Genomic DNA, 26,015 nt, shown 5'->3' on the forward strand with positions numbered 1-26,015 from the left:
TAATCTCACATGCCCACAGTCGCCCCGCTTGATCTCGATGGCCATTGCGTTGCCGCCGTCTTCCTTGGCGACGTGCCGCATTTCGCACTGGCCGACGGCACAATCCATCGGCTGGACCATGGCCACAAGACGGCGCAGGCTAATGACGGGCTGCTCGCCGCCTTCCACGATGCGGCCAACGACCGGCTGATCACCGGCGGCGAGGACGGCAAGATTTTTTCCGTTACCGCTGGCGGCAATGCGGCAGAATTGGCAAGCGCCGGGAAAAAATGGATCACCAGCGTCGCGGCTGGACCACAAGGCGCCGTCGCCTATGCCTCCGGCAAGTTCGCTTTTGTGCGCTTTGCCGACGGCAAGACTAAGGAATTCATGCATCCGCGTTCGGTCGAGGGGCTGGCGTTCTCGCCCAAGGGCATGCGCTTTGGTGTCGCCCGCTACAATGGCGCGACGCTGCATTTCCCGGCGGCGAACGGCAAACCGGTCGAGCTGGAGTGGGCCGGCGCCCATACCGGCATCACCTTCTCGCCCGATGGCGCCTTCCTCGTCACCACCATGCAGGAGAACGCGCTGCATGGCTGGAAGCTGGCCGACGGCAAGCACATGCGCATGAGCGGCTATCCCGGCAAAGTCAAAAGCCTGTCGTGGAGCGCCAAGGGAAAATGGCTGGCCAGTTCCGGCGCGCCGGCGGCGATCGTCTGGCCTTTTTCGGGCAAGGACGGGCCGATGGGCAAGGCGCCGCTGGAGCTCGGTACGCGCGGCAACGCCATGGTGACCTCGGTCGCCTGCCATCCCAGCCAGGATGTCGTCGCCGTCGGCTATGACGACGGCATGGTGATGGCGGTGCGTTTCGCTGACGCCAAAGAGGTGCTTCTGCGCCGACCGGGCAAGGGCGCCATCACCTCGATGATGTGGGATAGGGAGGAACGCCGCGTCGCCTTCGGCAGTGCCGCCGGCGATTGCGGCGTCATCGATATTTCCGCATAACCGGGAGTTCTCTACTCGGCCCCGCAGGAGACTTTGCCGGTCAACGCGGCAGGCATGCCATCGCCACCCGTGTCAGCCGTGCCCTCATAGATTGCGAGCGAGTAGCGCCCGTCATAGGTGCCTTCTTCGCTGGCGTTGGTCACGATCGTCAGTTCGACAGAACTGTAGGTGTTTGCGACCTCGTGCTCGCGATAGACGAGCAGCCGCAATTCCTTGCCGTCGAGCCAGTATTGCGTGAGGTTGGAATCCTCGAACACTGTCTTGCGCAGATCGTCGCCAACGGGCCTGCCGAGAATTTCGAGGTCGCCGCGAAAATTGAACGTTGGACCGCCCATACCTCTGGTGACGCCGGCTTCCACCTGGAATCTCACCGCTGCATCCTCGGCCGAGCACCAGATGCCGCCGGTGGCGAAGGCCGAGCCGGCCGATAACAGCAGCGTTGTTGCACAGAAGATCGTCCGCATCTTTCTTCCCCCAGCCACAAACCCTATCCGCATAGATGCTGGAGGATGCCCTCAGGTCAAGCGCCCGTCCTCTTCACCTTGGCCACTGAACCAATGCAGCGCAGCTGTCCGGCCAATTGCGGTTCCGGACGCCGATTGGCAAAGTGACGTATGAGAGGGACCTTCATGCATACAATCGACCATTTAAAGACTTCCATCGGCGGCATCAGCGCCGCCTGCATCGCCGATCTGCGCGAGACCGAGGCCGAAGCCTTCCGCGAGGCAAGGCCGAAATCGGCAGCCAAGGTCGGCAACGGCCTGCCGGGCTTCTTCGGCGGCGTGCCGATGCACTGGATGAACGACTGGCCGACGCCGTTCCCGATCCTGGTCGACAGCGCCAGAGGCGCCACCATCACCGATATCGACGGCAACCGGCTCGACGATTTCTGCCTCGGCGACACCGGCTCGATGTTCGGCCATTCGCCGCCGCCGGTCGCGCGCGCCATCCGCCGGCAGGCCGGGCGCGGCCTGACTTACATGCTGCCTTCCGAGGATGCGCGCGCCATCGGCCCGCTACTGCAACAGCGCTTCGGCCTGCCGTTCTGGCAGATCGCGACGACGGCGACCGATGCCAATCGCTTTGCGCTGCGCGTCGCCCGCACCATCACCGGCCGGGAAAAGATCCTGATCTTCAACGGCTGCTATCACGGCTCGGTCGACGAGACGATGGTGCGGCTGGTCGACGGCAGACCGGCCAACCGGCCGGGACTGGCCGGCGAATTCCGCGACCTGACCCGGACGACCGATATCATCGAGTTCAACGATGTGCCGGCACTCGAGGCCGTGCTCCGGGACAAGGATATCGCCTGCGTCATCACCGAGCCAGTGCTGACCAATTCCTGCATGGTGCTACCCGACCCTGGCTTCCACGAGGCGCTGCGGCGTCTCACCCGCGCGGCCGGCACCCTGCTGCTGATCGACGAGACGCACACGATTTCGACCGGTCCGGGCGGCTATACGAGGAAACACGGCTTGGAGCCGGACCTGTTCGTGCTCGGCAAGCCGATCGCCGGCGGTGTGCCGGCCAGTGTATGGGGGATGAGCGAAGACGTCGCCACCCGCTACGCCGCCTATAACAGCACCAAGGAACCAGGCTATTCCGGCATGGGCACGACGCTGTCGGCCAATCCGCTGCAGTTCGCGGTGATGCGCGCCACGCTCGAAGAAGTGATGACCGACGGGAATTATGCCCATATGGACCATCTGGCGCGGCGGCTCGACGCAGGGCTGACCGCCGTCATCGACCGTTACTGCCTGCCTTGGCATGTTGCCCGAGTCGGCGCCCGCGTCGAGTTCATCTGCGCACCCGGCCCGCTTAGGAATGGCGGCGAGGCGGAAACTGCGCACGCGCCCGACCTCGAAGCGGCGATCCATGTTGCGCTGGTCAATCGCGGCGTGCTGATCGCGCCGTTCCACAACATGATGCTGATCTCGCCGGCGACCAGCGCCACCCAGGTCAACCGCCTGATCACCGCCTTCGGCGCGGTTGCGGCAAGGCTCGCGGCATGAGACAAGCTTGCACATGAGAGAAGCGCACAAGCAAACTTTGAACGCCATCATCGCCTCCCCTTCGGGTTCGACGCCGGCCGAGGCGCAAACCTTTCTCGACGCCTATCCCGAGATCGAAGCGTTCGACATCGTGCTGACCGACGCCAATGGCGTCGGGCGTGGCAAGATCGTGCGCCGGCACGAACTGATGAGCATCTTCGAGGGCGGCCGGCACATGCCGATCTCGATCCTCGGCCTCGACATTACCGGCGAGGACGTGCACGAGACCGGGCTGATCTGGACGACCGGCGACGGTGATCTCACAGCATGGCCGATTCCCGGTACGCTGGTACCGCTGTTCGGCACACAGCCGCCGCGCGGCCAGGTGCTGATGGCGATGTACCATCTCGACGGTCAGCCCATGTCCTCCGACCCGCGGCTGGCGTTAGCCCGTCAGGTGGAGATACTGGCGGCCAAGGGCCTGCGTCCGGCCGGCGCCTTCGAACTCGAATTCTTCCTGCTCGCCAACGAGCGCGACGCCGATGGCAAGGTGCAACCGGCGCACGCGGTGCTCGACGGCCGACGCTCGGCCAAGACCGAGGTCTATTCCGTCGACCATCTGCACGGTATGGAGCCACTGTTTTCCGACATCTATGCCGCGGCCAAGGTGCAAGGCATCCCAGCCGAGACGGTCATTTCCGAATATGCGCCCGGCCAGTACGAGCTGACGCTGAACTACCGCCAGGACGTGATCCGCGCCGCCGACGACCTCGTGATGCTGAAGCGGCTGGTGCGGGCACAGGCGCGCCGCCACGGCGTCACCGCTTGCTTCATGGCCAAGCCGATCGAGAAATATGCCGGCTCCGGCATGCATTTCCATGTCTCGCTGCAGGACAAGGCCGGCAAGAACGTCTTCACTGAGGCCAGCGGCGAGTCTTGGTCCTTGCCGCTACTGCGCGGATTGGGTGGCCTCATCCAGACCATGGCCGAATCGATGCTGGTGTTTGCACCGCATGCCAATTCGTGGCGGCGTTTTGTTTCGCAATCCTATGCGCCGGTGGCGCCGACCTGGGGTGTCAACAACCGCTCGGTGGCATTGCGTGTGCCGGCAGGCGATGCCAAAAACCGGCGCATCGAGCACCGGCCGTCGGGCGTCGACGCCAACCCTTATCTGGTGGCGGCAACTGTGCTGGCCGGCATCACTAAGGGCCTCGACGAAGGCCTCGATCCCGGCCCCGAAACCACCGGCAATGGCTACGAATCAGCCGTGACACGGACGACAATGCCGGTGGACTGGCGCGCGGCGATCGAGGCGGCAAGGGCCTCGACATTCCTCAAAGGGGCACTGGGAGAAGACCTGCACCGGACATTCGTGGCAATCAAGCAATCCGAATATCTGCGGGTGGCGCGCACGGTCAGCGAGTTGGATTATCACCTCTATCTGCACGAGGTGTGAGGCGATCGCATCGCCGGTCATTCTCCCAGCGAAAGTCTGGGGTCCGGGCCATTTGAAGGAACCTTTCCGGGGTTTCGCTCATTCAGCATCTAATCGCAGCTGCGGACAAGGCCGCATCAGCCATGATTGCCAGGATGCAGACAACTCCCGCGCCGCACCACGCCAAGGTGCAGGCAAGACGCTGGCGCAAGCATGAATTGCCTGAAACGGCGGACGGTGACGGCGCAAGCACCATTCCCGAACTCAGTGAAGTGGCGAAAGCCTGCCGTCGCTGCCCGCTGTGGCGCAATGCGACGCAGACCGTGTTCGGCGAAGGGCCTGATAGAGCCAAGGTGATCTTCGTCGGTGAACAGCCCGGCGACCAGGAGGATCTGGCCGGCAAACCTTTCGTCGGGCCGGCCGGCAAGGTCTTCGACGCCATCCTGGACGACGCCGGCGTCGATCGGCTGAAAGTCTATGTCACCAATGCGGTCAAGCATTTCAAATTCGAGCCGCGCGGCAAGCGGCGCATCCACTCCAAGCCGAATGCCGGCGAGGTGCAGGCCTGCCGCTGGTGGCTCGACAAGGAGTTCGATCTGATAAAGCCCAATCTGGCGGTGGCGCTCGGCGCAACGGCGGCGCAGTCGCTGCTCGGCAAGGTGGTGCCGATCATGAAGATGCGCGGTGCGGTCGTGGAGCGCGAGGATGGCTTGCGTGTCTTCGTCACAATCCACCCGTCCTTTATCCTGCGCATCCGCGAGCCGGCGGACAAACAGGCCGAACGCGAGCGGTTCCTGAAGGATATGAAGGCGGTGAAGACGCTGATGGCTGCCTGAGCCTATCTGATCAATATGGCCCGGAGATCATTGACGTTCGTGCCGGTCGGGCCGGGCACGAAAAGATCGCCAATGGCATTGAATGCCGTCCAGGCATTGTTGCCGGCAAGCATCGCCTTGGCATCGACGCCTGCCGCCCGCATCCGCGAAACCGTCGAACCGTCGGCAAAGGCGCCGGCATTGTCCTCCGAACCGTCGATGCCATCGGTGTCAGCGGCCAGTGCATGGACGCCCTCCATGCCGCTGATGCCGATGGCGAAGGCGAGCAGGAATTCCGAGTTACGGCCGCCCCGGCCTTTTGACCGCAAGGTCACGGTCGTCTCGCCGCCCGACAGGATCAGCACAGGCTTCGGGAAAGGCCGGTTGCGCGTCGCCACCTCGCGCGCGATCGCGGCGTGGACACCGCCGACCTCGCGCGCCTCGCCCTCAATAGAATCGGAGAGGATGACCGCCTCGATACCTTGGCGCCTGGCTTCGGCCGCAGCCGCTTCCAGCGACACGCCGGCCGAGGCGATCAGATGCACCTCGTTGCGCGAAAAACGCGGGTCGGCGGCGCGCGGCGCATCTGCGGCCGGCGAATTGATATGCGCCATCACCGCAGCCGGCAGTTTCATGCCATAGGCGGCGATCGATGCCAGCGCCTCTTGGCGGTCGCCGGAATTGGGAACGGTCGGACCGGAAGCAACCAGCGCCGGATTGTCGCCGGGAATGTCGGAGACCACTAGCGACACCACCTTTGCCGGATAGGCAGCTGCCGCCAGCCTGCCGCCCTTGATCGTGGAAACATGCTTGCGGATGGTGTTCATGGCGGCGATCGGTGCGCCGGAGGCAAGCAGCGCCTCGTTGACGGCGATCTCGTCGGCCAGCGTCAGACTTTCGGCAGGCGACGGCAGCAGCGACGAGCCGCCGCCTGAGATGAGCGCCACGACCAGATCGTCCGCGGTCAGGCCCTGCACCTTTTCGAGCAGCCGGCGCGAGGCTTCGAGACCGGCGGCATCCGGCACCGGATGCGCCGCCTCGATGATCTCGATGCGCTGGCAGGTCGCGCCATAGCCGTAACGGGTGACGACCAGCCCTTCTATCGGCCCGTCCCACACCCTTTCGAAGGCCGCCGCCATTTGCGCCGAGCCCTTGCCTGCGCCAATGACGATGGTGCGCCCTTTCGGCGTTGCCGGCAGATGATCCCTGATGGTCCTCTGGGGATCGGCGGCGGCGACGGCGGCATTGAAGATGGCGGTGAGGAAGGGCCTGGGATCGAGCGCGGTCATTCCGGCGGCAGTGCCAGCTCACGCCCGTCGACGCCGAGATGGCTGCACAGCGCGTCGACGACGATGCCGTGATCCTCACGCTCCGGCAGGCCCGAGACCGCGATCACACCGATCACGCCGGCACCTTTGACCGTTATGGGAAAGCCACCACCGGCCAGCACATAGTCTGATATGTCGAGCCCCTCACCGGGTTTGAAGCTGCGGTCGGGGCGCTGTTGCTCCAGCACCAGGCGGTAGGTGCTTCTCAAAAACCGCCGCACGACGTTGGTCTTGCGCCGCGCCCAGTCCGGATTGGAGGCATTCGAGCCTGGCATCGCTGCATAGAACAGCGGCCGGTCGAAGGTCCTGATGTCGACGATGATCGGCAGGTCTTCGGCTAGCGCCCGGTCGCGGATCGCCGAGCCGATCTTGAAGGCGACAGCCTCGTCGAAGACGGGGAAGACAAGCGCGGCTTCCTGTTTCTTGATCAGAGCGATGTCGTCCGCAACGGCCATGTCGTTCCCCTGTCAACTTCGCTGCAGGCTTTGACCGATGGCTGCCGCCGGGTCAAGCCGGGACGTGTCGGATAGCTAAACCGCCATATCGGTCTTCGCAGCCCGCCCGGCGACGTAGACCTCGCGCACGGCGCGGTCGTCGCCCAGCGTCTGCAGCAGAAACAGCTCCTCCGCCAGCGTGTCCGCCGTCTCCATCCGCAGCCGCATGGCCGGCGTGGCGCGGGCATCGAGGACGACGATGTCGGCATCGCTGCCTTGGTCGAGCGTGCCGATCCTTTCCACGATTGACAGCGCCTCGGCATTGCCGCGGGTGAGCTGCCAGAACGACTGGAACGGGTTGAGTTTTTCTCCGTTCAGGGCGATCGCCTTGTAGCCCTCGTCCATGGTGCGCAGCATCGAATAGTTAGTGCCGCCGCCGACATCGGTGGCGGCCGCGATCCGAAGAGCTTTGTCACGCGTGCGGTAGCGCTGATAATCGAACAGGCCCGAACCGAGGAACAGGTTCGAGGTCGGGCAGAACACGGCCACCGAGCCCGTGTCCGAAATCGCATCCGCCTCGCGTTCCGACAGATGGATGCAGTGGCCGAACAGGCTTTTGCGCCCGAGCAGCCCGTATTGCTCGTAGACATCGGTATAGTCGTGTGCCTGCGGGTAGAGTTGCAGCGTAAAGGCAATCTCGGCGTGGTTTTCCGACAGATGCGTCTGCATGTGCAGATCAGGATGTTCGCCGCAGAGCGCACCCGCCATCTCTAATTGCTCGGGTGAGGAGGTGATGGCGAAGCGCGGTGTGATGGCATAGTGCTGGCGCCCCTTGCCGTGCCACTCGGCGATCAGCGCCTTGCTGTCGTCATAGGCCGATTGCGGCGTGTCGAGCACGCCCTCCGGCGCGTTGCGATCCATCATCACCTTGCCGGCGATGTTGAGCATGTTGCGGTCATGCGACTCGGCGAAGAACGCTTCGGCCGATTCCCTGTGGACCGAGCAATAGGCGGCGACTGTCGTCGTGCCGTGGCGCACCATCTCGTCGAGGAACAGCCTGGCGATGCGGCGGCCATGCTGGGCGTTCTGGAATTTGGTTTCCTCGGGAAAGGTGTAAGTGTTCAGCCAGTCGAGCAGCTCGGCGCCGTAGGAAGCGATAACCTGCATCTGCGGAAAATGCGCATGCGCGTCAATGAAGCCCGGCAGCAGCAGGTGTGGGCGGTGGTCGAACTTTTTTACGCCTTCATCAGCTTTTTTCTCGACGTCGGCATAGGCGCCCGCGGCAACGATCCTGCCGTCGCGGAGCAGCAGGCCGCCGTCATCCTCGTAACGCCAGGCGGAATGGTCGTCGACGGTCTCTGGCCAGCGCAGGAAGGACAGCGTGCGGCCGCGCAGGAGCGTGCTGGTCATGCTTATTTCCCCGCCTCCTCGAACCACGCCACCAGCAGCGCCCGCTCATTGTCGGTGATATGGGTGACGTTGGCGGGCGGCATCGCGTGGCTGCGGCCGGCCTGCAGGTAGATCTCGCGGGCTTGCTCGGCGATACCGGCGTCCGTGTCGAGCATCACACCTTTCGGTGCGTGATAGATGCCCTCGTAGGATGGCTCCTGCGCATGACACATCGAGCAGCGGCCAAGCACCGTGTCGCGCACTGCGGGAAAGTGCGCCGAGGCGGAATAGACCTGTGCCGCCGAGGACGCCTTGACTTCGCCGGTCAGCACTTTCGGCACCGTTGACAGCCACATGATGACGACGAACAGGACGGCCGCCGCCAACCAGGTCCAGGTCGGGTTGCCTTTGCGCGCATGCATGGTGTTGAAATAGTGCCGGATCAGCACGCCGATGATGAAAACCAGCGAGGCGATCACCCAGTTGAACTCGGTGCCGAACGCCAGCGGGTAGTGGTTCGACAGCATGAGGAACAGAACGGGCAGCGTCAGGTAATTGTTGTGCAGCGAGCGCTGCTTGGCGATCTTGCCGTATTTCGGGTCGGGCTTGCGGCCGGCAATCAGGTCGGCGACAACGATCTTCTGGTTCGGAATGATGACCATGAAGACATTGGCCGACATGATCGTCGCGGTGATGGCGCCAAGGTGCAGGAAGGCGGCGCGGCCGGTGAACAGATGGGTAAGACCCCAGGCGATGAACACCAGCACGCCATAGAGCACCAGCATCAGGCCGGTGTCGCTGTTGCCAAGCGGCGAACGGCATAGGAGATCGTAGACCACCCAGCCGACGCCGATCGTCGCCAGCGACAGCAAGATGCCTGTAGGCACCGACATGGCGAGCACATTGGGATCGATCAGGAAGAGGTCCGCCCCGGCATAGTAGACGACGCACAGCATGGCAAAGCCCGACAGCCAGGTGGCGTAGGATTCCCATTTGAACCAGGTCAGGTGCTCGGGCATTTCGGCCGGCGCCACCAGATATTTCTGGATGTGGTAGAAGCCGCCGCCATGCACCTGCCATTCCTCGCCGAAGGCGCCGACAGGCATGCCCGGACGCTGGCGCAAGCCAAGATCGAGCGCGACGAAATAGAAGGACGAGCCGATCCAGGCTATGCTGGTGACGACATGCAGCCAGCGCACGGCGAAACTCAGCCAGTCCCAGAAAATCGCGAAATCCATCATTGAAAAGTCGTCCCTGCCGATCGGGTGACTTTACGGACTGGAGCGCAAACGGAAAGGGCCGAGCTGCACGATGACTTTCAAAAAAAATTGGAAAATACTAGGGTTATCCCTACGCAGCCGCATGAGAGCCCTAAAGCCGCATGGCCTATCTCGACAACATCGCCGTCTTCGTCCGCGTCGTCGAGCTTGGCAACCTGTCGGCGGCGGGCCGCGACATGCGCATCTCGCCGGCGGTCGCCTCCAACCGCATCAAGGAGCTCGAAAAGCACCTTGGTGTCAGGCTGTTCAATCGCACGACGCGGCAATTGATGCCGACCGAGCACGGCACCGTGTTCTATTCCGGCGCCAAGCAGGTACTGGAGGCGATCACCGAGGCCGAAGCCGCCGTCTCGGCGCTTTCCGGCCAGCCGCGCGGCACCATCAAGGTGACAGCGCCGCTCGGCCTCGGCCGCCGGCTGGTGGCATCCGGCATCCCGGATTTCCACGACAAATATCCTGACATCGAGGTTCGGTTGAGGCTTTCCGACCACAATGTCGACATCATGAAGGAAGGCATCGACGTTGCCTTCCGGCTCGGCATCATCGAGGATTCCAGCCTCAGGATGCGCGGCATCATGGAGTGCGAACGGGTGCTGGTGGCGGCACCGAAATATCTGGAGGCGCGCGGCGAACCGAACGAACCGCAGGAACTGATCGGCAAGAAGCACGACTGCCTGATGCTGCGCTACGCCGGCGCGCGCGAATATGTGTGGACGCTGCAGATGGCCGACGGCCCGCGGAAATTCGAAGTGCACGGGCCCTATGACACCGACGATGGCGACGTGCTGACCGGCTGGGCGCTGTCCGGCCGCGGCATCATCAACAAGCCGCGCTTCGAGGTCGAGCCGTTCATCCGCGATCGGCGGCTGAAGGTGATCCTGCCAGACACCCCGCCGACACCGGTGCAGTTCGCCGCCGTCTACCCGCACAAGAAGCTGCAGGACCCGAAGGTGCGGCTGCTGCTCGACTTCATGGCCGAGCGCTGCCAACGGCTGATCAAGGATATTCTGGCAGGCAAGTGACGGCTTGCTGGACCAGCGCAACCGGTTGCCATCCCTGGAGGTGGCGAACATAGTTCTGGTAGAACTTTCGCCTTGCAAGGACTATCGATGGGCAACGGCCCCACAATGCATCTCGCCGTTTCCTTGTTGCCGGGAAATGCTCCTTCCAGCGAGCCGCCAGCCGGCGGCGCGGATTTCAGCCTTCTGGCGCAGTTCTTGCAAAAAGCCGAAGCAGCCGGGCTGGACATGGTGCTTCTTGCCGATTCCGCGCCAGCTGCAGGCGGCGACGCACCGAACCGGCAACTGCCCTTCGAAGCGACGACCCTGCTGGCGGCGCTGGCGACGGTGACCAGCAGGATCGGCCTCGTCGCCGCGGCATCGACGGTCGCCCACCAGCCCTACAATCTGGCGCGCCGTTTCGCATCGCTCGACATCATCAGCCATGGTCGTGGCGGCTGGAACGCGACGATGATGCAGGATCCGACCGAGGCGGCCAATTTCAGCCGGCAAGAAGGGTTTTCCGGCGACGATTTTCGCCGACGCGCCGAGGAATTCATCGGTATCGTGCAAGGCTTGTGGCGAGGCTGGGATGCGGATGCCCTGCTGTTCGACAAAAGCGAAGGCCGCTTCTTCGATCCCGAAAAGATGCACCTGCTCGACCACAAGGGCGAGTTTTTCTCTGTGCGCGGGCCGCTGAACGTTGCACGCTCGCCGCAGGATATGCCGGTGCTCGTCATGTCAGGCCTGTCGGAGCCCGACATGGACATCGGTGCCCGCGTCGCCGATGTCATCCTGCTGGACGAGCCATCGATCGCGGGCGCCAAGGCTGACGATCTGAAGCGCCGCGCGCTTGCGTTCGGGCGTAGCCCCGGCGCGATAAAGGTGCTGATGAACGTCGCGCCGGGTGCTGAAATGGCCGCCAGGCCGGACGTTATCGCGGACAGGCTCGAAGAGTCCTTCCGGTCGAAAAGCTGCGACGGTTTCAATATACTCATGCCGCCGCTCGAGTCTGTGCTCGACAATTTCGTCGACCTCGTACTGCCGGAGCTTCGTCGCCGCGGCCTTCTCCGGTCGGATTATCCCGGCGCGACGCTGCGCTCCCATCTCGGACTGGCCGGGGAGGAGGGACAATGACCGCCCGTCAGATGAAGCTCGGCGCCTTCCTGTGGGCAACAGGCCACCACATTGCCGCCTGGCGCCATCCGCAGGCGCATGCGACGGCGGGGGTCGACATCGACCATTACGTCCAGCTGGCGCGGACGGCGGAGGCGGCGAAATTCGACCTGTTGTTCTGCGAGGACGCCGCCGGCGTGCGCGAGGCCAATGTTAATATTGCCAGCCAGACGTCACGCTCGATCGGCTTCGAACCCATCAGCCTGCTTGCAACTCTCGCGGTCCAGACCAGCCACATCGGTCTCGTCTCCACGGCGTCAACAAGCTACAACGAGCCTTACGGGCTGGCGCGGACTTTTTTGTCGCTCGACCATCTGAGCAGCGGCCGTGCCGGCTGGAATCTCGTCACGTCCGCCAGCCACATCGAAGCCGCCAATTTCGGCTCGACCGGCCTGCGCCCGCATGCCGACCGTTATGAGCGCGCGCGTGAATTCGCTGGCGTGGTGACCGCACTCTGGCGAGGCAAGCTCGACGGGGTTTCCGGACCTGGTCACGACGGCAGAAGCTTTTCGGTGCGCGACCCACTCGACCTGCCGCGCTCGCCCCAAGGCGCGCCGGTCATGGTTCAGGCCGGAGCATCGGACGAGGGCAGGGATCTCGCCGCCCGGACCGCTGACGTAGTGTTCACGGCGGCGCAAACGTTCGAGGAGGCAAAGGCCTTTTATGATGATCTCAAGGGACGGCTGGCGGCTTATGGGCGCGAGCCGGACGACATCAAGATCATGCCGGGCGTCGCGCCGATCGTGGCGGCAACTGAAGCGGAAGCCCGGGCAAAACATGAGGAGTTGCAGGAGCTGATCCCTGACGATGTCGGCGTCGCGCTGCTGTCCAGCTATCTCAGTATCTCCGATCTCGCGCGCTATCCCATCGATGGGCCCTTGCCGGAGCTGCCGCCCAGCGAAGGCATGCAGAGCCGGCAGGCGCTGGTCATCGAGCAGTCACGCCGCGATAACCTGTCCATTCGGCAGCTTGCGCGCCATTTCGCCGGCGCGCGCGGCCATTGGCGCGTCGTCGGCACGCCGGCTCAGATCGCCGACGAGCTCGAAGCACGGTTCGAGGGCGGCGCAGCTGACGGCTTCAACGTCATGCCATCTTATTTCCCTGGTGAGTTCGATGCCTTTGCCACGCTTGTCGTGCCGGAACTGCAGCGGCGCGGCCTGTTCCGCAAGGACTATAAAGGCACCACGCTGCGCGACCATCTGGGTTTGAAGCGGCCGATGTGAGCAGCACGCTACGGAAGCGCGCCTGCGCGAAAATGCAACTCGGCGGGATATTAGCCGTCAGCCGGCCATCGCCTTGCTGTGAGAGGCTGGGCGCGGCGCGGCTGATGCCGTGGCATGGGCGGCCAACGCCGTCATGATCTCGGCTGCGGCGAGTGCCGCGATCACCTGCGGGCGCTTGTCCTTGACCGCATCGCCGCCGATCGGCGAGACGAGGCGGGCAAATTCCGCCTCGCTGCCATCCGCCGACTTCAGGAACCAGCTCCTGAAGGTCGCCCTTTTGGTTTTCGAGCCGATCATCCCGACATAGGCGGCATCCCGGCGTTTCAGCGCCTCGGCGACGATCAGGAAATCCAACGCGTGGTCGTGGGTGAGGACGACGAAGGCAGCCCCGGCCGGGGCCTTGCGGACCATCGCCTCGGGCATTGGCGTCAGCCCTGTTTCGACCGCGCCCGGCATGCCCTCCAGTGCCTCGGCCCGCGTCTCGACAACGACGACACGTACCGGCAGCAAGGCCACTGCCGAAGCCAGCGCATGGCCGACATGGCCACCGCCGAAGATGTAGACGTGCGGCAGATGCGCTTCCTCGGCTTCCGCCGCAGCAACCAGCTCTCGCGCCAGCGCCGCGTCGACCAGCCGGATCAGCACCTCGACCCTGCCGCCGCAGCACTGCCCGATCTCCGGCCCGAGCGGGATGTCGAGCGTGGCGCGGATATCCCTCCCCCTCGAGGGGAGGGTGGCGGCGAAGCCGTCGGGTGGGGTCGCCGCGGCAGTGCTCGACGCTCTGGCGGTGCCTTCTGAGACGACCCCCTCTGGCCGCTCCGCGGCCATCTCCCCCTCAAGGGGGGAGAAAAGCATCTGCCGTGCCTTGTCGATTGCCATGAATTCGAGTTGGCCGCCGCCGATCGTGCCAAAAATCGCCGAGCCCGAGACGAGCATAAAGGCGCCCTTCTCGCGTGGGGTCGAGCCCTTTGTCCCGGCCACTTCGACCAGGGCGACCCGGCCGGCGCCGGCAAGAAAGGCTTTTAGGCTTTGCACTTTCGCGTTCATCATTCGCTTTCCCTGTCGGGAAATATAGAGTTTTTCGGCCTGAATTGCACGCTTTCTGGGATTCCAAGGCTGGTTCACGTGCTGGTCTTGGCTTCCCTCTTCAGCCGTTCGATCGCCATCAGCACCCGCTCCGGCGTCGCCGGTGGGTCGAGGCGCGGGCAGATCCGGTGGTCGGCAACGCTTGCCACCGCATCCGACAGCGCATGCAGCACCGACATGCCGAGCGGGAGCGGCGGCTCGCCGACCGCCTTGGAGCGGTGGACCGTCGGCTCGCTCGCTTCCGGCCAATCGGCCAGCGTCACGTTGAAGATCTTCGGTCGGTCCGAGGCCAAGGGGATTTTGTAGGTCGACGGCGCATGGGTGCGCAGCCGGCCCTTGTCGTCCCACCAAAGTTCCTCCGTCGTCAGCCATCCCATGCCCTGGATGAAGCCGCCTTCGACCTGGCCGAGATCGATGGCGTGGTTCAGCGAGCGGCCGGTCTCGTGCAGGATGTCGGTGCGTTCGACCATGTATTCGCCGGTCAGCGTGTCGACCGAGACTTCCGAGCACGCGGCGCCATAGGCGAAATAATAGAAGGGGCGGCCCTCGCCTTTGTCGCGGTCCCAGTGAATTTTCGGCGTCTTGTAGAAGCCCGCCGCCGAAAGCTGGATGCGGGCCATATAAGCCTGCCTGACGAGATCGGCGAAGGCGATTTCCTGGTTGCCAATGCGCACCCGGTTGGGCAGGAACAGCACCTGGTCGCGCGGCACCTGGTATTTTTCGGCGGCGAAATTGGTCAGCCGCTCCTTGATTTGCCGGGCTGCGTTCTGCGCCGCCATACCGTTGAGGTCGGAACCGGACGATGCGGCGGTCGCCGAGGTGTTCGGGACCTTGCCGGTCGTCGTCGCGGTGATCTTTACCTGGTCGAGGTCGATCTGGAATTCTTCCGCCACCACCTGCGCCACCTTGACGTAGAGGCCCTGCCCCATCTCGGTGCCGCCATGGTTCAGATGCACCGATCCATCGGTGTAGACATGCACCAGCGCGCCGGCCTGGTTGTAGTGCGTGGCGGTGAACGAGATCCCGAACTTGACCGGCGTCAGCGCCAGGCCGCGCTTGATGAAGCGGCTGTTGGCGTTGAACGCTTCAACGGTGCGGCGACGCCTCGCATAGTCGCAACTTGCCTCCAGCTCGGCGACGATGCGGTGGATGATGTTGTCCTCGACCGTCTGGTGATAGGGCGTGATGTTGCGGTCACTGGTGCCATAAAAGTTCTTCTTACGGATCTCGAGCGGATCCTTGCCGACGGCAAAAGCGACCTCCTCGATGACGCGCTCGGCCCCGACCATGCCTTGCGGACCGCCGAAGCCACGGAAGGCGGTGTTCGACACGGTGTTGGTGTAGAGCGGAGCCGATTGCGCGTGCACCGCCGGCCAGAAATAGGTGTTGTCGCAATGGAACAGCGCGCGGTCGGTCACTGGTCCTGAGAGGTCCGCCGAGAAGCCGCAGCGCGCGGCGAACATGAAATCGACACCGAGAATATTGCCCTCGTCATCAAAGCCGACTTCGTAATCGACCAGAAAGTCGTGGCGCTTGCCGGTGGCGATCATGTCGTCGTCACGGTCGGGCCGGATTTTGACGGCGCGATGATGTTTCTTCGCGGCGATAGCGGCCAATACTGCAAACTGGTTGCCCTGCGTTTCCTTGCCGCCGAAAGCGCCGCCCATCCGGCGGATCTCCACCGTCACTGCATGGCTCGGCACGCCGAGCGCATGGCTGACCATGTGCTGGATTTCGCTCGGATGCTGGGTCGAGGAATAAATCGTGACGTCCTGATCCTCGCCGGGAATGGCCATGGCGATCTGGCCTTCGAGATAAAAATGGTCCTGGCCGCCGATGCGCATTTTTCCCTTCAGCCGGCGCGGCGCCGCGTTGATCGCAGCCGCGGCATCGCCGCGCCTCAGGGTCAGCGGCGGCGTGACCAGCTTGTCCTTTCTGGGGTCGAGGACGCCGATGTCGGTGACGAAGGGCAATTCCTTGTATTCGACCTTGGCCAGCCTTGTGGCGCGGCGCGCCTGCTCGCGGGTTTCGGCGATGACGCAGAAGATCGGCTGGCCGAAGAACTGCACCTTGCCGTCGGCCAGCACCGGTTCGTCGTGACGGCCGGTCGGCGAAATGTCGTTTTCGCCCGGCACGTCACTGGCCGTCAGCACGTCGACGACGCCGGGTGCTGCACGCACCGCCGACAGGTCCATGCTGGTGATGCTGGCATGCGTGGCCGTCGAAAGCCCGAGGCAGCCATGCAGGGTGCCTGATGGTTCCGGCATGTCGTCGATGTAGACGGCGGTGCCGCGGACATGCTTGTGCGCGGAATCATGGCGCTGGTCGGTGGCAACGCCACCAGCGATTTTCTGTGCCCTGAGGTTGGGGGCGTGGCGGGTCATGGCGCGCCTCTCCTCCCTTCTCCCCGTGGACGGGGAGAAGGTGGCCCGAAGGGCCGGATGAGGGGCAGCGTTGACGTTGACGAGCTTGCGAATATCGATCGAGGACGGCGCCGCCCCTCATCTGCCTGCCGGCATCCTCTCCCCGTAAACGCGGAGAAGAAGGACGCTACTCGCGATCGTTCGGCTGTTTGTTTGCCTGAGGTGACATACAAGTTCATCACGCCGCCTCGTGGCGCGATATCTGGATCGGCGCCTTGGTGCCGCTGGTCTCGGCGAAGAACCGCAACAGCAGGTTGCGCGCCGCCAGCGCCCGGTATTCGGCGCTCGCTCGCATGTCGGTCAGCGGGGTAAAGTCTTTGGCGTACTCGGCCATCGCCGCCTCGACCGTCGCCTCCGTCCAGGGCTTGCCAAGCAGCGCCTCTTCAACTGCGGCCGCCCGCTTCGGCGTTGCCGCCATGCCGCCATAGGCGATGCGGATATCCGCCACCGTGCCGTCGCCGGCCAGGGTCAGCAGGAATGCGCCAAGCGCTGCGGTGATGTCCTCGTCACGGCGCTTGGTGATTTTGTAGACGGCGAATTTCGTGTCGCTGCCCGGCACCGGGACATGCACGGCCTCGACGAACTCGCCCGGCTGCCGATCCTGCTTGCCATAGGCGATGAAGAAATCTTCGAGCGGGATCGCCCGCCGCTTGTTGCCGCGGCGCAGCGTCAACCGCGCACCCAAAGCGATCAGCGGCGGCGGCGTGTCGCCGATCGGCGAACCATTGGCGATGTTGCCGCCGATCGTGCCCATATTGCGCACCTGGTCGCCGCCAATGCGGTCGAACAGCGGCCCCAGCGGCGGGATGTGTTTTGCCAGCACCGAGAAGGCTTCGGTATAGGTGACACCAGCGCCAATCGAAATAATGCCCTTGTCCTCGGAAATCCCGCACAACCCGTCGAGATTGCCGATAAAAAACGCTGGTGCAATATCTCGCATGTGCTTGGTCACCCACAGGCCGACATCGGTCGAACCGGCAACGATGGTGGCGCCCGGCTCCTTGTCGAGCACGGCGGCGAGATCGTCGGCATTGGCCGGCACGACCAGGCGCTGCTTGCCGGCGCCGATCTCGATGCGCGAACCATCTTTCATGGCTGCGAGCTTGCTCGTGATCGCCTTGCGCTCCGCTGCCAGCGGGTCCTTTGCCGCCTTGCCGTAGCTGGAGATGGCACGAGCGGCGCGGACGATCGCCTCGTAGCCGGTGCACCGGCAGAGATTGCCCTGCAGTGCCTTTTCGATGGCCGCATCCGACGGCTCCGGCGACCGCATCCACAGGGCATAAAGCGACATGACGAAGCCCGGCGTGCAGAAGCCGCATTGCGAGCCGTGAAACTCGACCATCGCCTGCTGCACCGGATGCAGCCTATCGCCCTCGCCGCGCAAATGCTCGACGGTCACGACATGCGTGCCATCGAGCGAACCGAGGAAGCGGATGCAGGCGTTGACGCTTTCGTAAACCAGCCGGCCGGCCGAGAGCCTTCCGACCAGCACGGTGCAGGCGCCGCAATCACCTTCGGCGCAACCTTCCTTGGTGCCGCGCAGCGAGCGCTTGAGCCGCAGCCAGTCGAGCAAGGTCTCGTCGGGTGCAAGCTTGGTCAACGCAACGTGCTCGCCATTGAGGATGAAGCGTATCTCGCTGCGTGTTTTGAGCCTCGTCATGTCTCAGCTCCCCCGATAGGTCGAATAGCCGTAGGGGGATATAAGCAGCGGCACATGATAGTGCACCGGCTCGGCCATGCCGAAGCGGATCGGCACGCTGTCGAGGAAGGCCGGTTCCGGCAACCTCAACCCCTGCCGGCGCAGATAGTCGCCGGCGGCGAAGACCAGCTCGTATTCGCCGGTGCGGAATTCCGCGTCGGCAAGCAGCGGCGCGTCACAGCGGCCGTCGGCATTGGTGACCGCTGTCTTCAGATGCGTCCGCATGTCGTCGTTGATGCGGTAAAGCTCGATCGACAGGCCGGCCGCCGGCCTGCCGGTCGCGGTGTCGAGGACATGGGTCGTCAGACGTCCGCCTTCGGCTTTCGACGTTTCCGCCACTGGCTGCTCCCATCCCGGTACGGTCGAACATGCCCGGTACAGTCGAACATGTTTGACGAATTGTGCGCCAATTAAAGGCGATGCATAAGTCCCGGTCGAGCGGAGTGCTGCAAAAACACTTTCAAAATTTTCTGGGGAATGCGCAAGCGGCCCTTTCGACTATCCTGATCACACCATCCGGCAGGAGCGACGATGCGTTACGAACGAGACATGCGCGGCTACGGCGCCAATCCGCCGGATCCGAAATGGCCTGGCGGCGCGCATGTCGCGGTGCAGTTCGTCGTCAATTACGAAGAGGGCGGCGAGAACTGCGTCCTGCATGGCGACAAGGCTTCGGAAGCCTTCCTGTCCGAGATCGTCGGCGCTGCACCCTGGCCCGGGCAGCGCCACTGGAACATGGAATCGATCTACGAATATGGCGCGCGCGCCGGCTTCTGGCGGTTGCTGCGCCTGTTCAGCGAGGCTGAGGTGCCGGTCACCTGCTACGGTGTCGCCACAGCGCTGGCGCGTTCGCCCGACCAGGTCGCGGCTATGCAGGAGGCCGACTGGGAGATCGCCTCGCACGGGCTGAGATGGATCGACTACCGCGATCATGCGCCGGAAGACGAGCGCCGCGACATGGAAGCGGCTGTTAGCCTGCACTACGAGGTGACAGGGGCACGGCCGACCGGCTGGTACACCGGCCGCACTTCGATCAACACCGTGCGGCTGGCGGCGGAAGAAGGCGGCTTCGACTATGTGTCGGACACGTATGACGACGAATTGCCCTACTGGTTCGAGCATGACGGGCCGGACGGGTCGACAAAGCCGCAGCTCATCATCCCCTACACGCTCGACGCTAACGACATGCGCTTCGCCACGCCGCAAGGCTTCAACTCGGGCGACCAGTTCTTCGCCTATCTCAGGGATAGTTTCGACACGCTCTATGCCGAGGGCAAGGCAGGGCGGCCGCGCATGATGAATATCGGCCTGCACTGCCGCCTCGTCGGGCGCCCCGGCCGGGTCGCGGCGCTCAAGCGATTTGTCGACTACGTCAAATCGCACGACAGCGTCTGGTTGGCGCGGCGCATCGACATTGCCAGGCACTGGCAACAGACGCATCCGTTCCGGCCGCCAACGCTGCGCCCGTCGAGGATGGTTTTCGAGGCTTTCGTCCAGGCATTCGGCGGCGTGTTCGAGCATTCGCCGTGGATCGCCGAGCGCGCCTTCGAGCTTGAACTCGGCCCGGCGCATGACAGCGCCGGCGGCCTCCATAATGCATTGTGCCGTGTCTTTCGCGCCGCCAGCCAGGCCGAGCGGCTCTCCGTGCTCAACGCCCATCCCGACCTCGCCGGAAAACTGGCGCAGGCCAAGCGGCTGACGGCGGAATCGGCCAGGGAACAGGCTTCCGCCGGGCTCGACGCGCTGACCGATAAGGAGCGCGAGCTGTTCTCAAAACTCAATGCCGCCTACGTCACCAGTTTCGGCTTCCCGTTCATTATCGCAGTGAAAGGCAAGACCAAGGCGGAAATCCTGGCTGAGTTCGAGGCGCGCATCGGCAACAGCCACGACGTCGAATTCGACACCGCCTGCAAACAGGTCGAGCGCATCGCACTGCTCCGCCTCAAGGACATGCTTCCGCAATAGGCTTGGCTTCCGCAATTAGGCTTTGAACCGATGGATACGATGAAAATGGCCGACCGAACCTATTACGCGCCGCAAGGCGGCCACCCCGGCCAGAGTGAGCTGCTGACCGGCCGGGCCGTCTTCACCGAGGCCTATGCCGTCATTCCAAGGGGCGTGATGCAGGACATCGTCACGAGCGCCTTGCCATTCTGGGACAAGACGCGCGTCTGGGTGCTGTCGCGCCCGCTGTCGGGGTTTGCCGAGACGTTCTCGCAGTACATCGTCGAGGTCGCGCCCGGCGGCGGCAGCGATCGGCCGGAACCGGATGCCGGCGCCGAGGGCGCCTTGTTCGTGGTCGAGGGCGAGCTGACCGTCTTGCTGGCTGGCAAGAAAAATGTCCTGCAGCCGGGTGGCTTTGCTTTCCTGCCGCCGGCCAGCGGGTGGACCGTTCGCAACGAGAGCGATGAAGCTGTCCGCTTCCACTGGATCCGAAAAGCCTACGAGGCCGTTGAGGGCATAGATACGCCGCAAGGCTTCTTCGCCAACGAACAGGACATCGCGCCCACGCCGATGCTCGGCACCGACGGTCGGTGGGCGACGACCCGCTTCGTCGATCCTGAAGACATGCGCCACGACATGCATGTCACCATCGTCACGCTCGAACCGGGCGCGGTCATCCCCTTCGCCGAGACCCATGTCATGGAGCACGGCCTCTATGTGCTGGAAGGCAAGGCGGTCTATCGCCTCAACCAGGACTGGGTCGAGGTCGAGGCCGGCGACTATATGTGGCTGCGCGCCTTCTGCCCGCAGGCCTGCTACGCCGGCGGCCCCGGAAAATTCCGCTATCTGCTCTACAAGGACGTCAACCGCCACGCCAAGCTTGGCGGCGCCGGCGTCGCGAGACACGCGTCATGACCCGCATCATCGCGCGGCCGCTGACCCGCGAAAATTTTGCCGAGTTCGGCGACGTCATCGATATGGGCGGCGAAAACCACTACCCGATCAATGGCGGCAGAGCGGAGCGCTACCATGACCTCGCCACCGTCGAAGCGCAGGGGCCGAATGCGCGCGTGCTGATCTCCATGGTGCGCGGCACGCCTTACGAATTTCCGCTGAAGCTGACCATGGTTGAGCGTCACCCGTTCGGCAGCCAAGCTTTCATCCCGCTGTCGCCACGGCCGTTCCTGGTCATCGTTTGCGATGATGGCGACGAAGGTCCGGGCGAGCCGCACGCCTTCATCACCGCGCCTGGGCAAGGCGTCAATTACCCCCGCAATCGGTGGCACGGCGTGCTGACGCCGATCGGCGAGGCCCAGGATTTTCTCGTCGTTGATCGCGGCGGCGACGGCTCCAATCTCGAAGAGTGCCATTTCTCGCACGCTTACGAGATCGATCTCCCCGACGGGACCGCATGATGACCGACGTCTCGCTGATCGACCGACTGCTCGACGTGGTCGAGCATGACATCGTGCCGAAGACAGCCGAAGGCGTCGCCCATGGCAACAAGCTGTTCGGCGCCGCGATCCTGCGCAAGGACGACCGCTCGCTGGTGCTCGCCGAAACCAACAACGAGACGGAAAATCCTCTCTGGCATGGCGAAGTGCACTGCCTGAAGCGGTTCTACGAAATGCCGAAGGCCGAGCGCGTCGACACCAAGGACGCGATTTTTCTCGCCACGCACGAACCCTGCTCGCTCTGCCTGTCGGCCATCACCTGGACCGGCTTCGACAACTTCTACTATCTGTTTTCGCACGAGGATTCGCGCGACAGCTTCGCCATCCCGCACGATCTGAAGATCCTGAAAGAGGTCTTCACCCTCGACCCAGGTGGCTACAATGCCGAGAACGCCTATTGGAAAAGCTTTTCGATCCGCAGACTGGTGCAGTCGTTGCCCGAGGCCGAGCGCCGGCGGCTGGAAACGCGGATCGGCACGATCGCCGCGCGCTACGACGAACTTTCCGACGCCTACCAGGCGAGCAAGGCCGAAAACGACATTCCGCTGAGTTGACGCGGATTGACCAGCCGATTTCGTTGGCTGGCCCACGACGCATCGGCAGCGGCTCCATCATGTGGCCGCATGAAAACCGTCACTGAATTTCCCCGTAAGGTCGTCGAGTTTCCGGATATGGGGATCGTCATGCCGGATGGCTGCAGGCTGTCGGCGCGGGTGTGGATGCCAGTCGACGCTGGCGACGATCCGGTGCCGGCGATCCTCGAGCACCTGCCCTACCGCAAGCGCGACGGCACGATCATTCGCGATCAGCTGACGCATCCCTATTTCGCCGGCCACGGCTACGCCTCGATCCGCGTCGACATGCGCGGCAATGGCGATTCCGAAGGGCTTATGGACGACGAATATTCCGAGCAGGAATTGCAAGATGCTTGCAATGTGATCGCCTGGGCGGCGGCCCAGCCCTGGTGCAACGGCAATGTCGGCATGATGGGCATCTCCTGGGGCGGCTTCAACTGCCTGCAGGTGGCAGCCAAGCAGCCCCCGGCGCTGAAGGCGGTGATCAGTCTCTGTTCGACCGTCGACCGCTATGCCGACGACATCCACTACAAGGGCGGCTGCCTGCTGATCGAGAATTTCGGCTGGGCCTCGACCATGCTGTCCTATTCCTCGCGGCCGCCGGATCCGCTGCTGGCCGGCGACAACCGCTGGCGCGACCAGTGGCTGACCCGGCTGGAGAACCAGCCCTTCCTGGCGCCGCTGTGGCTGCAGCACCAGCACCGCGATGCCTACTGGAAGCGCGGCTCGATCTGCGAGGACTATTCCGCAATCCAAGCCGCCGTGCTGTCGATCGGCGGCTGGCATGACGGCTATCGCAACACCATTTCTCATCTCGCCGCCAATATCGAGGCGCCGGTCAAAGGCATCGTCGGCCCGTGGATCCACAAATACCCGCATTATGCCGCGCCCGAACCGCGCATCGGTTTCCTGCAGGAGGCGTTGCGCTGGTGGGACCGCTGGCTAAAGGGCACCGACACCGGCGTCGAGGCCGATCCTGCCTACCGCGCCTATGTCATGGATAGCGTCAGCCCCGCGCGCTGGCATCCCGAGCGGCCGGGGCGCTGGGTCGCGGAACCGGTGTGGCCGTCGCCTGAGATCAAAACGCAGGACATCGAGTTGATCCCAGAAGGCCGCAAGCCGATCATCGTCGCTTCGCCGCAAAGCTGCGGCCTTGCCGGTGGCGAATATTTTCCCTTCACTTTCGGCCCGGAACTGCCCGGAGATCAGCGCCCCGACGATGCGCTGTCGGTGTGTTTCGACCAGCCGGTGCTCACCGAAGCGATCGACATTGTCGGCGCGCCGGAGGTGCTGGTCAGGGTCTCGTCGGACCGGCGCCAGGCGAACATCGCCATCCGGCTCTGCGACGTGCATCCCGACGGCGCGTCGGAGCTGATCTCCTACGGCGTGCTCAACCTGACGCACCGCAACTCGCACGAATTCCCGCAAGCGCTGGTGCCGGGCGAAACTGTCGGCGCCCGGGTGGTGCTCGACCAATGTGCCTATCGCGTACCATCAGGCCACCGCCTGCGTATTGCCGTGTCGAACGCCTACTGGCCGATGATCTGGCCATCGCCGGAGCCGGTCCGGCTTGGCCTGTCGGCGGCAACGCTGATGCTGCCGTTGCGCCCGCTGGCGCAAGGCGACGAAGTCGGTTTCCCCTCACCCGAGGCAGCCGCGCCCTGGGCAACCGAAACGATCCGCGCCACCAATTCCGAACGTCATGTTGATCGCGACGAAAAGACCGGAATCGTCACGCTTTCCATCGTCGACGATTTCGGCGAGGTGCGCGATCTGGAGCATGGCCTCGCCAATGGCAGCATCGCGCGAGAGACATGGGCGATCCATCCCGACAATCCGCTGTCGGCGTCGGGCAAGACGCATTGGACGCAAACGCTGTCGCGAAATGGATGGTCGGTGCGCACCGAAACATCCGCCGAAATGCGGTCCGACGCGCAAAGCTTCATGGTTAGCGCCAGAATCGAAGCCTATGAAGGCGAAAATCTGGTTTTCGAGCGCAATTTCGAAGAGAAAATCCCGCGCGCACTGCTTTGAGCGCTTATGCGGATTGGTCCAATTGCGACGTACGATTTACGCCACGGCATGTCGCATTCGGTCTTGCTTACGGCGTTCCCTTGCGGTCATTATTCTCCTCACAAGAAATGATAAAAAACGACCACAAGGTCGAACCAACAGAGTGAGGAACTCAACATGTCGAACGAACTGGAATTCCTTAGCCGGCGCGTCGCATCCGGCAAACTGAGCCGTCGTGATTTTCTCGGCCGGGCGGCAGCGCTCGGCGTCACCGCGACCTTCGCCAACTCGCTGCTTTCAATTGCGGCGCGCGCCGCGGGTCCGGTCAAGGGCGGCACGCTGAAGGCCGGCCTGGTCGGCGGCGAGTCCACCAACAGCCTCGATCCGGCCCTGTTCATGACCCAGGTGCCGTTCGCCTTCGGCAAGATGTGGGGCGAACTGATCGTCGAGTTGTCTCCGGAAGGCACTCTCGAGAACCGCATCGCCGAGGAGATCGGCGCGTCGGACGACGCCAAGACCTGGACCCTGAAGATTCGCGACGGCGTCGAATTCCACAATGGCAAGACGGTGACCGCCGAGGACGTGGCTGCCACGCTCGAACGCCATTCGGACGAGAAGGCGAAGTCGGGCGCGCTCGGCTACATGAAGGGCATCGAGAGCATCAAGGCCAGCGGTAAGGAAGTCGTGCTGACGCTGAAGGAGGCCAATGCCGACCTTCCCTATCTGCTCAGCGACTATCACCTCATCGTCCAGCCCAATGGCGGCAAGGACAAGCCCGACGCCGGCATCTCGGCCGGCCCCTACAAGATCACCACCAACGAGCCCGGCGTTCGCCATGGCGGCGAGCGCTTCGCCAACTACTGGCAGGGCGACAAGATGGGCCATGCCGACCAGATCGAGGTCATCGTCATCAACGACGCCACGGCGCGCACGGCGGCCTTGCAGGGCGGCCAGGTCAACATGATCAACCGCGTCGAGCCGAAGATCGTCGACCTGATCAAGCGTCTGCCGGGCGTCACCATCCGCAACCATTCGGGACCCGGCCACTACGTCTTCATCATGCATTGCAACACGGCGCCGTTCGACAACAACGATCTGCGCATGGCGCTGAAGCTGGCGATCGACCGCGAGGAGATGCTCGACAAGATCCTCAGGGGCTATGGCTCGCTCGGCAACGACTTTCCGATCAATGCGTCCTACCCATTGTTCTCCGACGACATCGAGCAGCGCAAATTCGATCCCGACAAGGCCAAATTCCACTACAAGAAGTCAGGCCATGACGGCGCCGTCCTGCTCAGGACGTCGGATGTCGCCTTCCCCGGCGCGGTCGATGCCGCGCAGCTCTATCAGCAGAGCGCGGCCAAGGCCGGCATCACGCTGGAAATCAAGCGTGAACCGGGCGACGGCTACTGGTCGGAAGTCTGGAACAAGCAGCCCTTCTCCGCTTCCTACTGGGGCGGCCGCTCGACGCAGGACCAGATGTATTCGACCGCTTATCTGTCGACCGCCGACTGGAACGACACGCGTTTCCTGCGTCCGGATTTCGACAAGATGGTGTTGGCGGCCCGCGCCGAGCTCGACGAGGCCAAGCGCAAGGCGATGTATCGCGACATGGCGATGCTCGTTCGCGACGAGGGCGGTCTCATCCTGCCGATGTTCAACCAGTTTATCGACGCGACGGGCGCCAAGGTCGCCGGCTGGGTCGACGATCCGCATCAGGAGCTGATGAACGGGTACGCTCTGGCAAAGTGCTGGCTCGAAGCCTGAG

At 63.9% G+C, this 26,015-nt stretch carries 22 protein-coding genes; 13 read left to right on the forward strand and 9 right to left on the reverse strand.

From position 1 onward, the window contains the following. The first annotated feature begins 9 nt into the window (after window positions 1–9). Window positions 10–984, forward strand: a complete 975-nt coding sequence (locus AC0L3L_RS08310; protein ID WP_473637214.1) for a WD40 repeat domain-containing protein — start codon at window positions 10–12, stop codon at window positions 982–984. Window positions 985–995: 11 nt separating this feature from the next. On the opposite strand, the gene AC0L3L_RS08315 is transcribed toward AC0L3L_RS08310, so the two are convergent. Then, the gene (locus AC0L3L_RS08315) at window positions 996–1,448 is read right to left on the reverse strand and encodes a hypothetical protein (RefSeq protein ID WP_473637215.1); all 453 of its coding nucleotides are present in this window, start codon (window positions 1,446–1,448) and stop codon (window positions 996–998) included. Window positions 1,449–1,613: 165 nt separating this feature from the next. Here AC0L3L_RS08315 and AC0L3L_RS08320 point away from each other — a divergent pair, with 165 nt between their 5' ends. The 3 genes from AC0L3L_RS08320 to AC0L3L_RS08330 all read left to right on the forward strand — a co-directional run bounded on the left by AC0L3L_RS08320 (window position 1,614) and on the right by AC0L3L_RS08330 (window position 5,246). Then, entirely contained in the window at window positions 1,614–2,996 is a 1,383-nt protein-coding gene (locus AC0L3L_RS08320) for an aspartate aminotransferase family protein (protein ID WP_473526204.1), read from the forward strand. A 13-nt stretch (window positions 2,997–3,009) separates the two neighbouring features. After that, entirely contained in the window at window positions 3,010–4,431 is a 1,422-nt protein-coding gene (locus AC0L3L_RS08325) for a glutamine synthetase family protein (protein ID WP_473637312.1), read from the forward strand. An 80-nt stretch (window positions 4,432–4,511) separates the two neighbouring features. Continuing rightward, the gene (locus AC0L3L_RS08330) at window positions 4,512–5,246 is read left to right on the forward strand and encodes a UdgX family uracil-DNA binding protein (RefSeq protein ID WP_473637313.1); all 735 of its coding nucleotides are present in this window, start codon (window positions 4,512–4,514) and stop codon (window positions 5,244–5,246) included. A 2-nt stretch (window positions 5,247–5,248) separates the two neighbouring features. On the opposite strand, the gene AC0L3L_RS08335 is transcribed toward AC0L3L_RS08330, so the two are convergent. The 4 genes from AC0L3L_RS08335 to AC0L3L_RS08350 form a co-directional block, all read right to left on the reverse strand. Further along, entirely contained in the window at window positions 5,249–6,514 is a 1,266-nt protein-coding gene (locus tag AC0L3L_RS08335; protein WP_473526207.1) for a glycerate kinase type-2 family protein, read from the reverse strand. After that, complete coding sequence (locus AC0L3L_RS08340; RefSeq protein WP_473526208.1) at window positions 6,511–7,008, reverse strand: heme-degrading domain-containing protein; 498 nt, start codon at window positions 7,006–7,008, stop codon at window positions 6,511–6,513. Before AC0L3L_RS08340 ends, AC0L3L_RS08335 begins: the two co-directional genes overlap by 4 nt. Before the next feature lie 75 nt (window positions 7,009–7,083). Next, window positions 7,084–8,397: a guanine deaminase gene (gene guaD, locus AC0L3L_RS08345; RefSeq protein ID WP_473637216.1), complete on the reverse strand. Its 1,314-nt coding sequence runs from the start codon at window positions 8,395–8,397 to the stop codon at window positions 7,084–7,086. A 2-nt stretch (window positions 8,398–8,399) separates the two neighbouring features. Next, complete coding sequence (locus AC0L3L_RS08350; protein ID WP_473526210.1) at window positions 8,400–9,617, reverse strand: urate hydroxylase PuuD; 1,218 nt, start codon at window positions 9,615–9,617, stop codon at window positions 8,400–8,402. Between the two features lie 140 nt (window positions 9,618–9,757). On the opposite strand from AC0L3L_RS08350, the gene AC0L3L_RS08355 reads away from it, so the two are divergent. The 3 genes from AC0L3L_RS08355 (at window position 9,758) to AC0L3L_RS08365 (ending at window position 13,053) form a co-directional block, all read left to right on the forward strand. Next, on the forward strand, window positions 9,758–10,678 hold the full coding sequence (locus AC0L3L_RS08355) for a LysR family transcriptional regulator (RefSeq protein ID WP_123146318.1): 921 nt from the start codon (window positions 9,758–9,760) through the stop codon (window positions 10,676–10,678). 87 nt (window positions 10,679–10,765) lie between these two features. Next, complete coding sequence (locus AC0L3L_RS08360; protein ID WP_473637217.1) at window positions 10,766–11,791, forward strand: LLM class flavin-dependent oxidoreductase; 1,026 nt, start codon at window positions 10,766–10,768, stop codon at window positions 11,789–11,791. Further along, window positions 11,788–13,053, forward strand: coding sequence for an LLM class flavin-dependent oxidoreductase (locus AC0L3L_RS08365; RefSeq protein ID WP_473484323.1), 1,266 nt, complete (start codon window positions 11,788–11,790; stop codon window positions 13,051–13,053). Before AC0L3L_RS08360 ends, AC0L3L_RS08365 begins: the two co-directional genes overlap by 4 nt. A gap of 57 nt (window positions 13,054–13,110) precedes the next feature. On the opposite strand, the gene xdhC is transcribed toward AC0L3L_RS08365, so the two are convergent. The 4 genes from xdhC to uraH form a co-directional block, all read right to left on the reverse strand. Continuing rightward, window positions 13,111–14,100 (reverse strand): xanthine dehydrogenase accessory protein XdhC, encoded by a 990-nt coding sequence (gene xdhC / locus AC0L3L_RS08370; protein WP_473637314.1) that lies wholly within the window; start codon window positions 14,098–14,100, stop codon window positions 13,111–13,113. Between the two features lie 74 nt (window positions 14,101–14,174). Then, window positions 14,175–16,523 (reverse strand): xanthine dehydrogenase molybdopterin binding subunit, encoded by a 2,349-nt coding sequence (gene xdhB, locus AC0L3L_RS08375; protein WP_473637218.1) that lies wholly within the window; start codon window positions 16,521–16,523, stop codon window positions 14,175–14,177. Between the two features lie 217 nt (window positions 16,524–16,740). Next, window positions 16,741–18,222 (reverse strand): xanthine dehydrogenase small subunit, encoded by a 1,482-nt coding sequence (gene xdhA / locus AC0L3L_RS08380; RefSeq protein ID WP_473637219.1) that lies wholly within the window; start codon window positions 18,220–18,222, stop codon window positions 16,741–16,743. A 3-nt stretch (window positions 18,223–18,225) separates the two neighbouring features. Further along, complete coding sequence (uraH, locus tag AC0L3L_RS08385) at window positions 18,226–18,600, reverse strand: hydroxyisourate hydrolase (RefSeq protein ID WP_095493926.1); 375 nt, start codon at window positions 18,598–18,600, stop codon at window positions 18,226–18,228. Between the two features lie 192 nt (window positions 18,601–18,792). On the opposite strand from uraH, the gene puuE reads away from it, so the two are divergent. The 6 genes from puuE (at window position 18,793) to AC0L3L_RS08415 (ending at window position 26,014) form a co-directional block, all read left to right on the forward strand. Next, window positions 18,793–20,226: an allantoinase PuuE gene (gene puuE / locus AC0L3L_RS08390; RefSeq protein WP_473637220.1), complete on the forward strand. Its 1,434-nt coding sequence runs from the start codon at window positions 18,793–18,795 to the stop codon at window positions 20,224–20,226. Window positions 20,227–20,271: 45 nt separating this feature from the next. After that, on the forward strand, window positions 20,272–21,120 hold the full coding sequence (locus AC0L3L_RS08395) for a bifunctional allantoicase/(S)-ureidoglycine aminohydrolase (RefSeq protein WP_473637221.1): 849 nt from the start codon (window positions 20,272–20,274) through the stop codon (window positions 21,118–21,120). Beyond that, complete coding sequence (locus tag AC0L3L_RS08400; RefSeq protein WP_473637222.1) at window positions 21,117–21,620, forward strand: ureidoglycolate lyase; 504 nt, start codon at window positions 21,117–21,119, stop codon at window positions 21,618–21,620. The genes AC0L3L_RS08395 and AC0L3L_RS08400 overlap by 4 nt, the downstream gene beginning before the upstream one ends. Next, entirely contained in the window at window positions 21,620–22,213 is a 594-nt protein-coding gene (locus AC0L3L_RS08405) for a nucleoside deaminase (RefSeq protein WP_473637223.1), read from the forward strand. Before AC0L3L_RS08400 ends, AC0L3L_RS08405 begins: the two co-directional genes overlap by 1 nt. Before the next feature lie 69 nt (window positions 22,214–22,282). Beyond that, window positions 22,283–24,268, forward strand: coding sequence for a CocE/NonD family hydrolase (locus AC0L3L_RS08410; protein ID WP_473637224.1), 1,986 nt, complete (start codon window positions 22,283–22,285; stop codon window positions 24,266–24,268). A 156-nt stretch (window positions 24,269–24,424) separates the two neighbouring features. Next, the gene (locus AC0L3L_RS08415) at window positions 24,425–26,014 is read left to right on the forward strand and encodes an ABC transporter substrate-binding protein (RefSeq protein ID WP_473637225.1); all 1,590 of its coding nucleotides are present in this window, start codon (window positions 24,425–24,427) and stop codon (window positions 26,012–26,014) included. The last annotated feature ends 1 nt before the right edge of the window (window position 26,015 follow it).

The sequence above is a fragment of the Mesorhizobium sp. WSM4849 genome, from assembly GCF_055811385.1.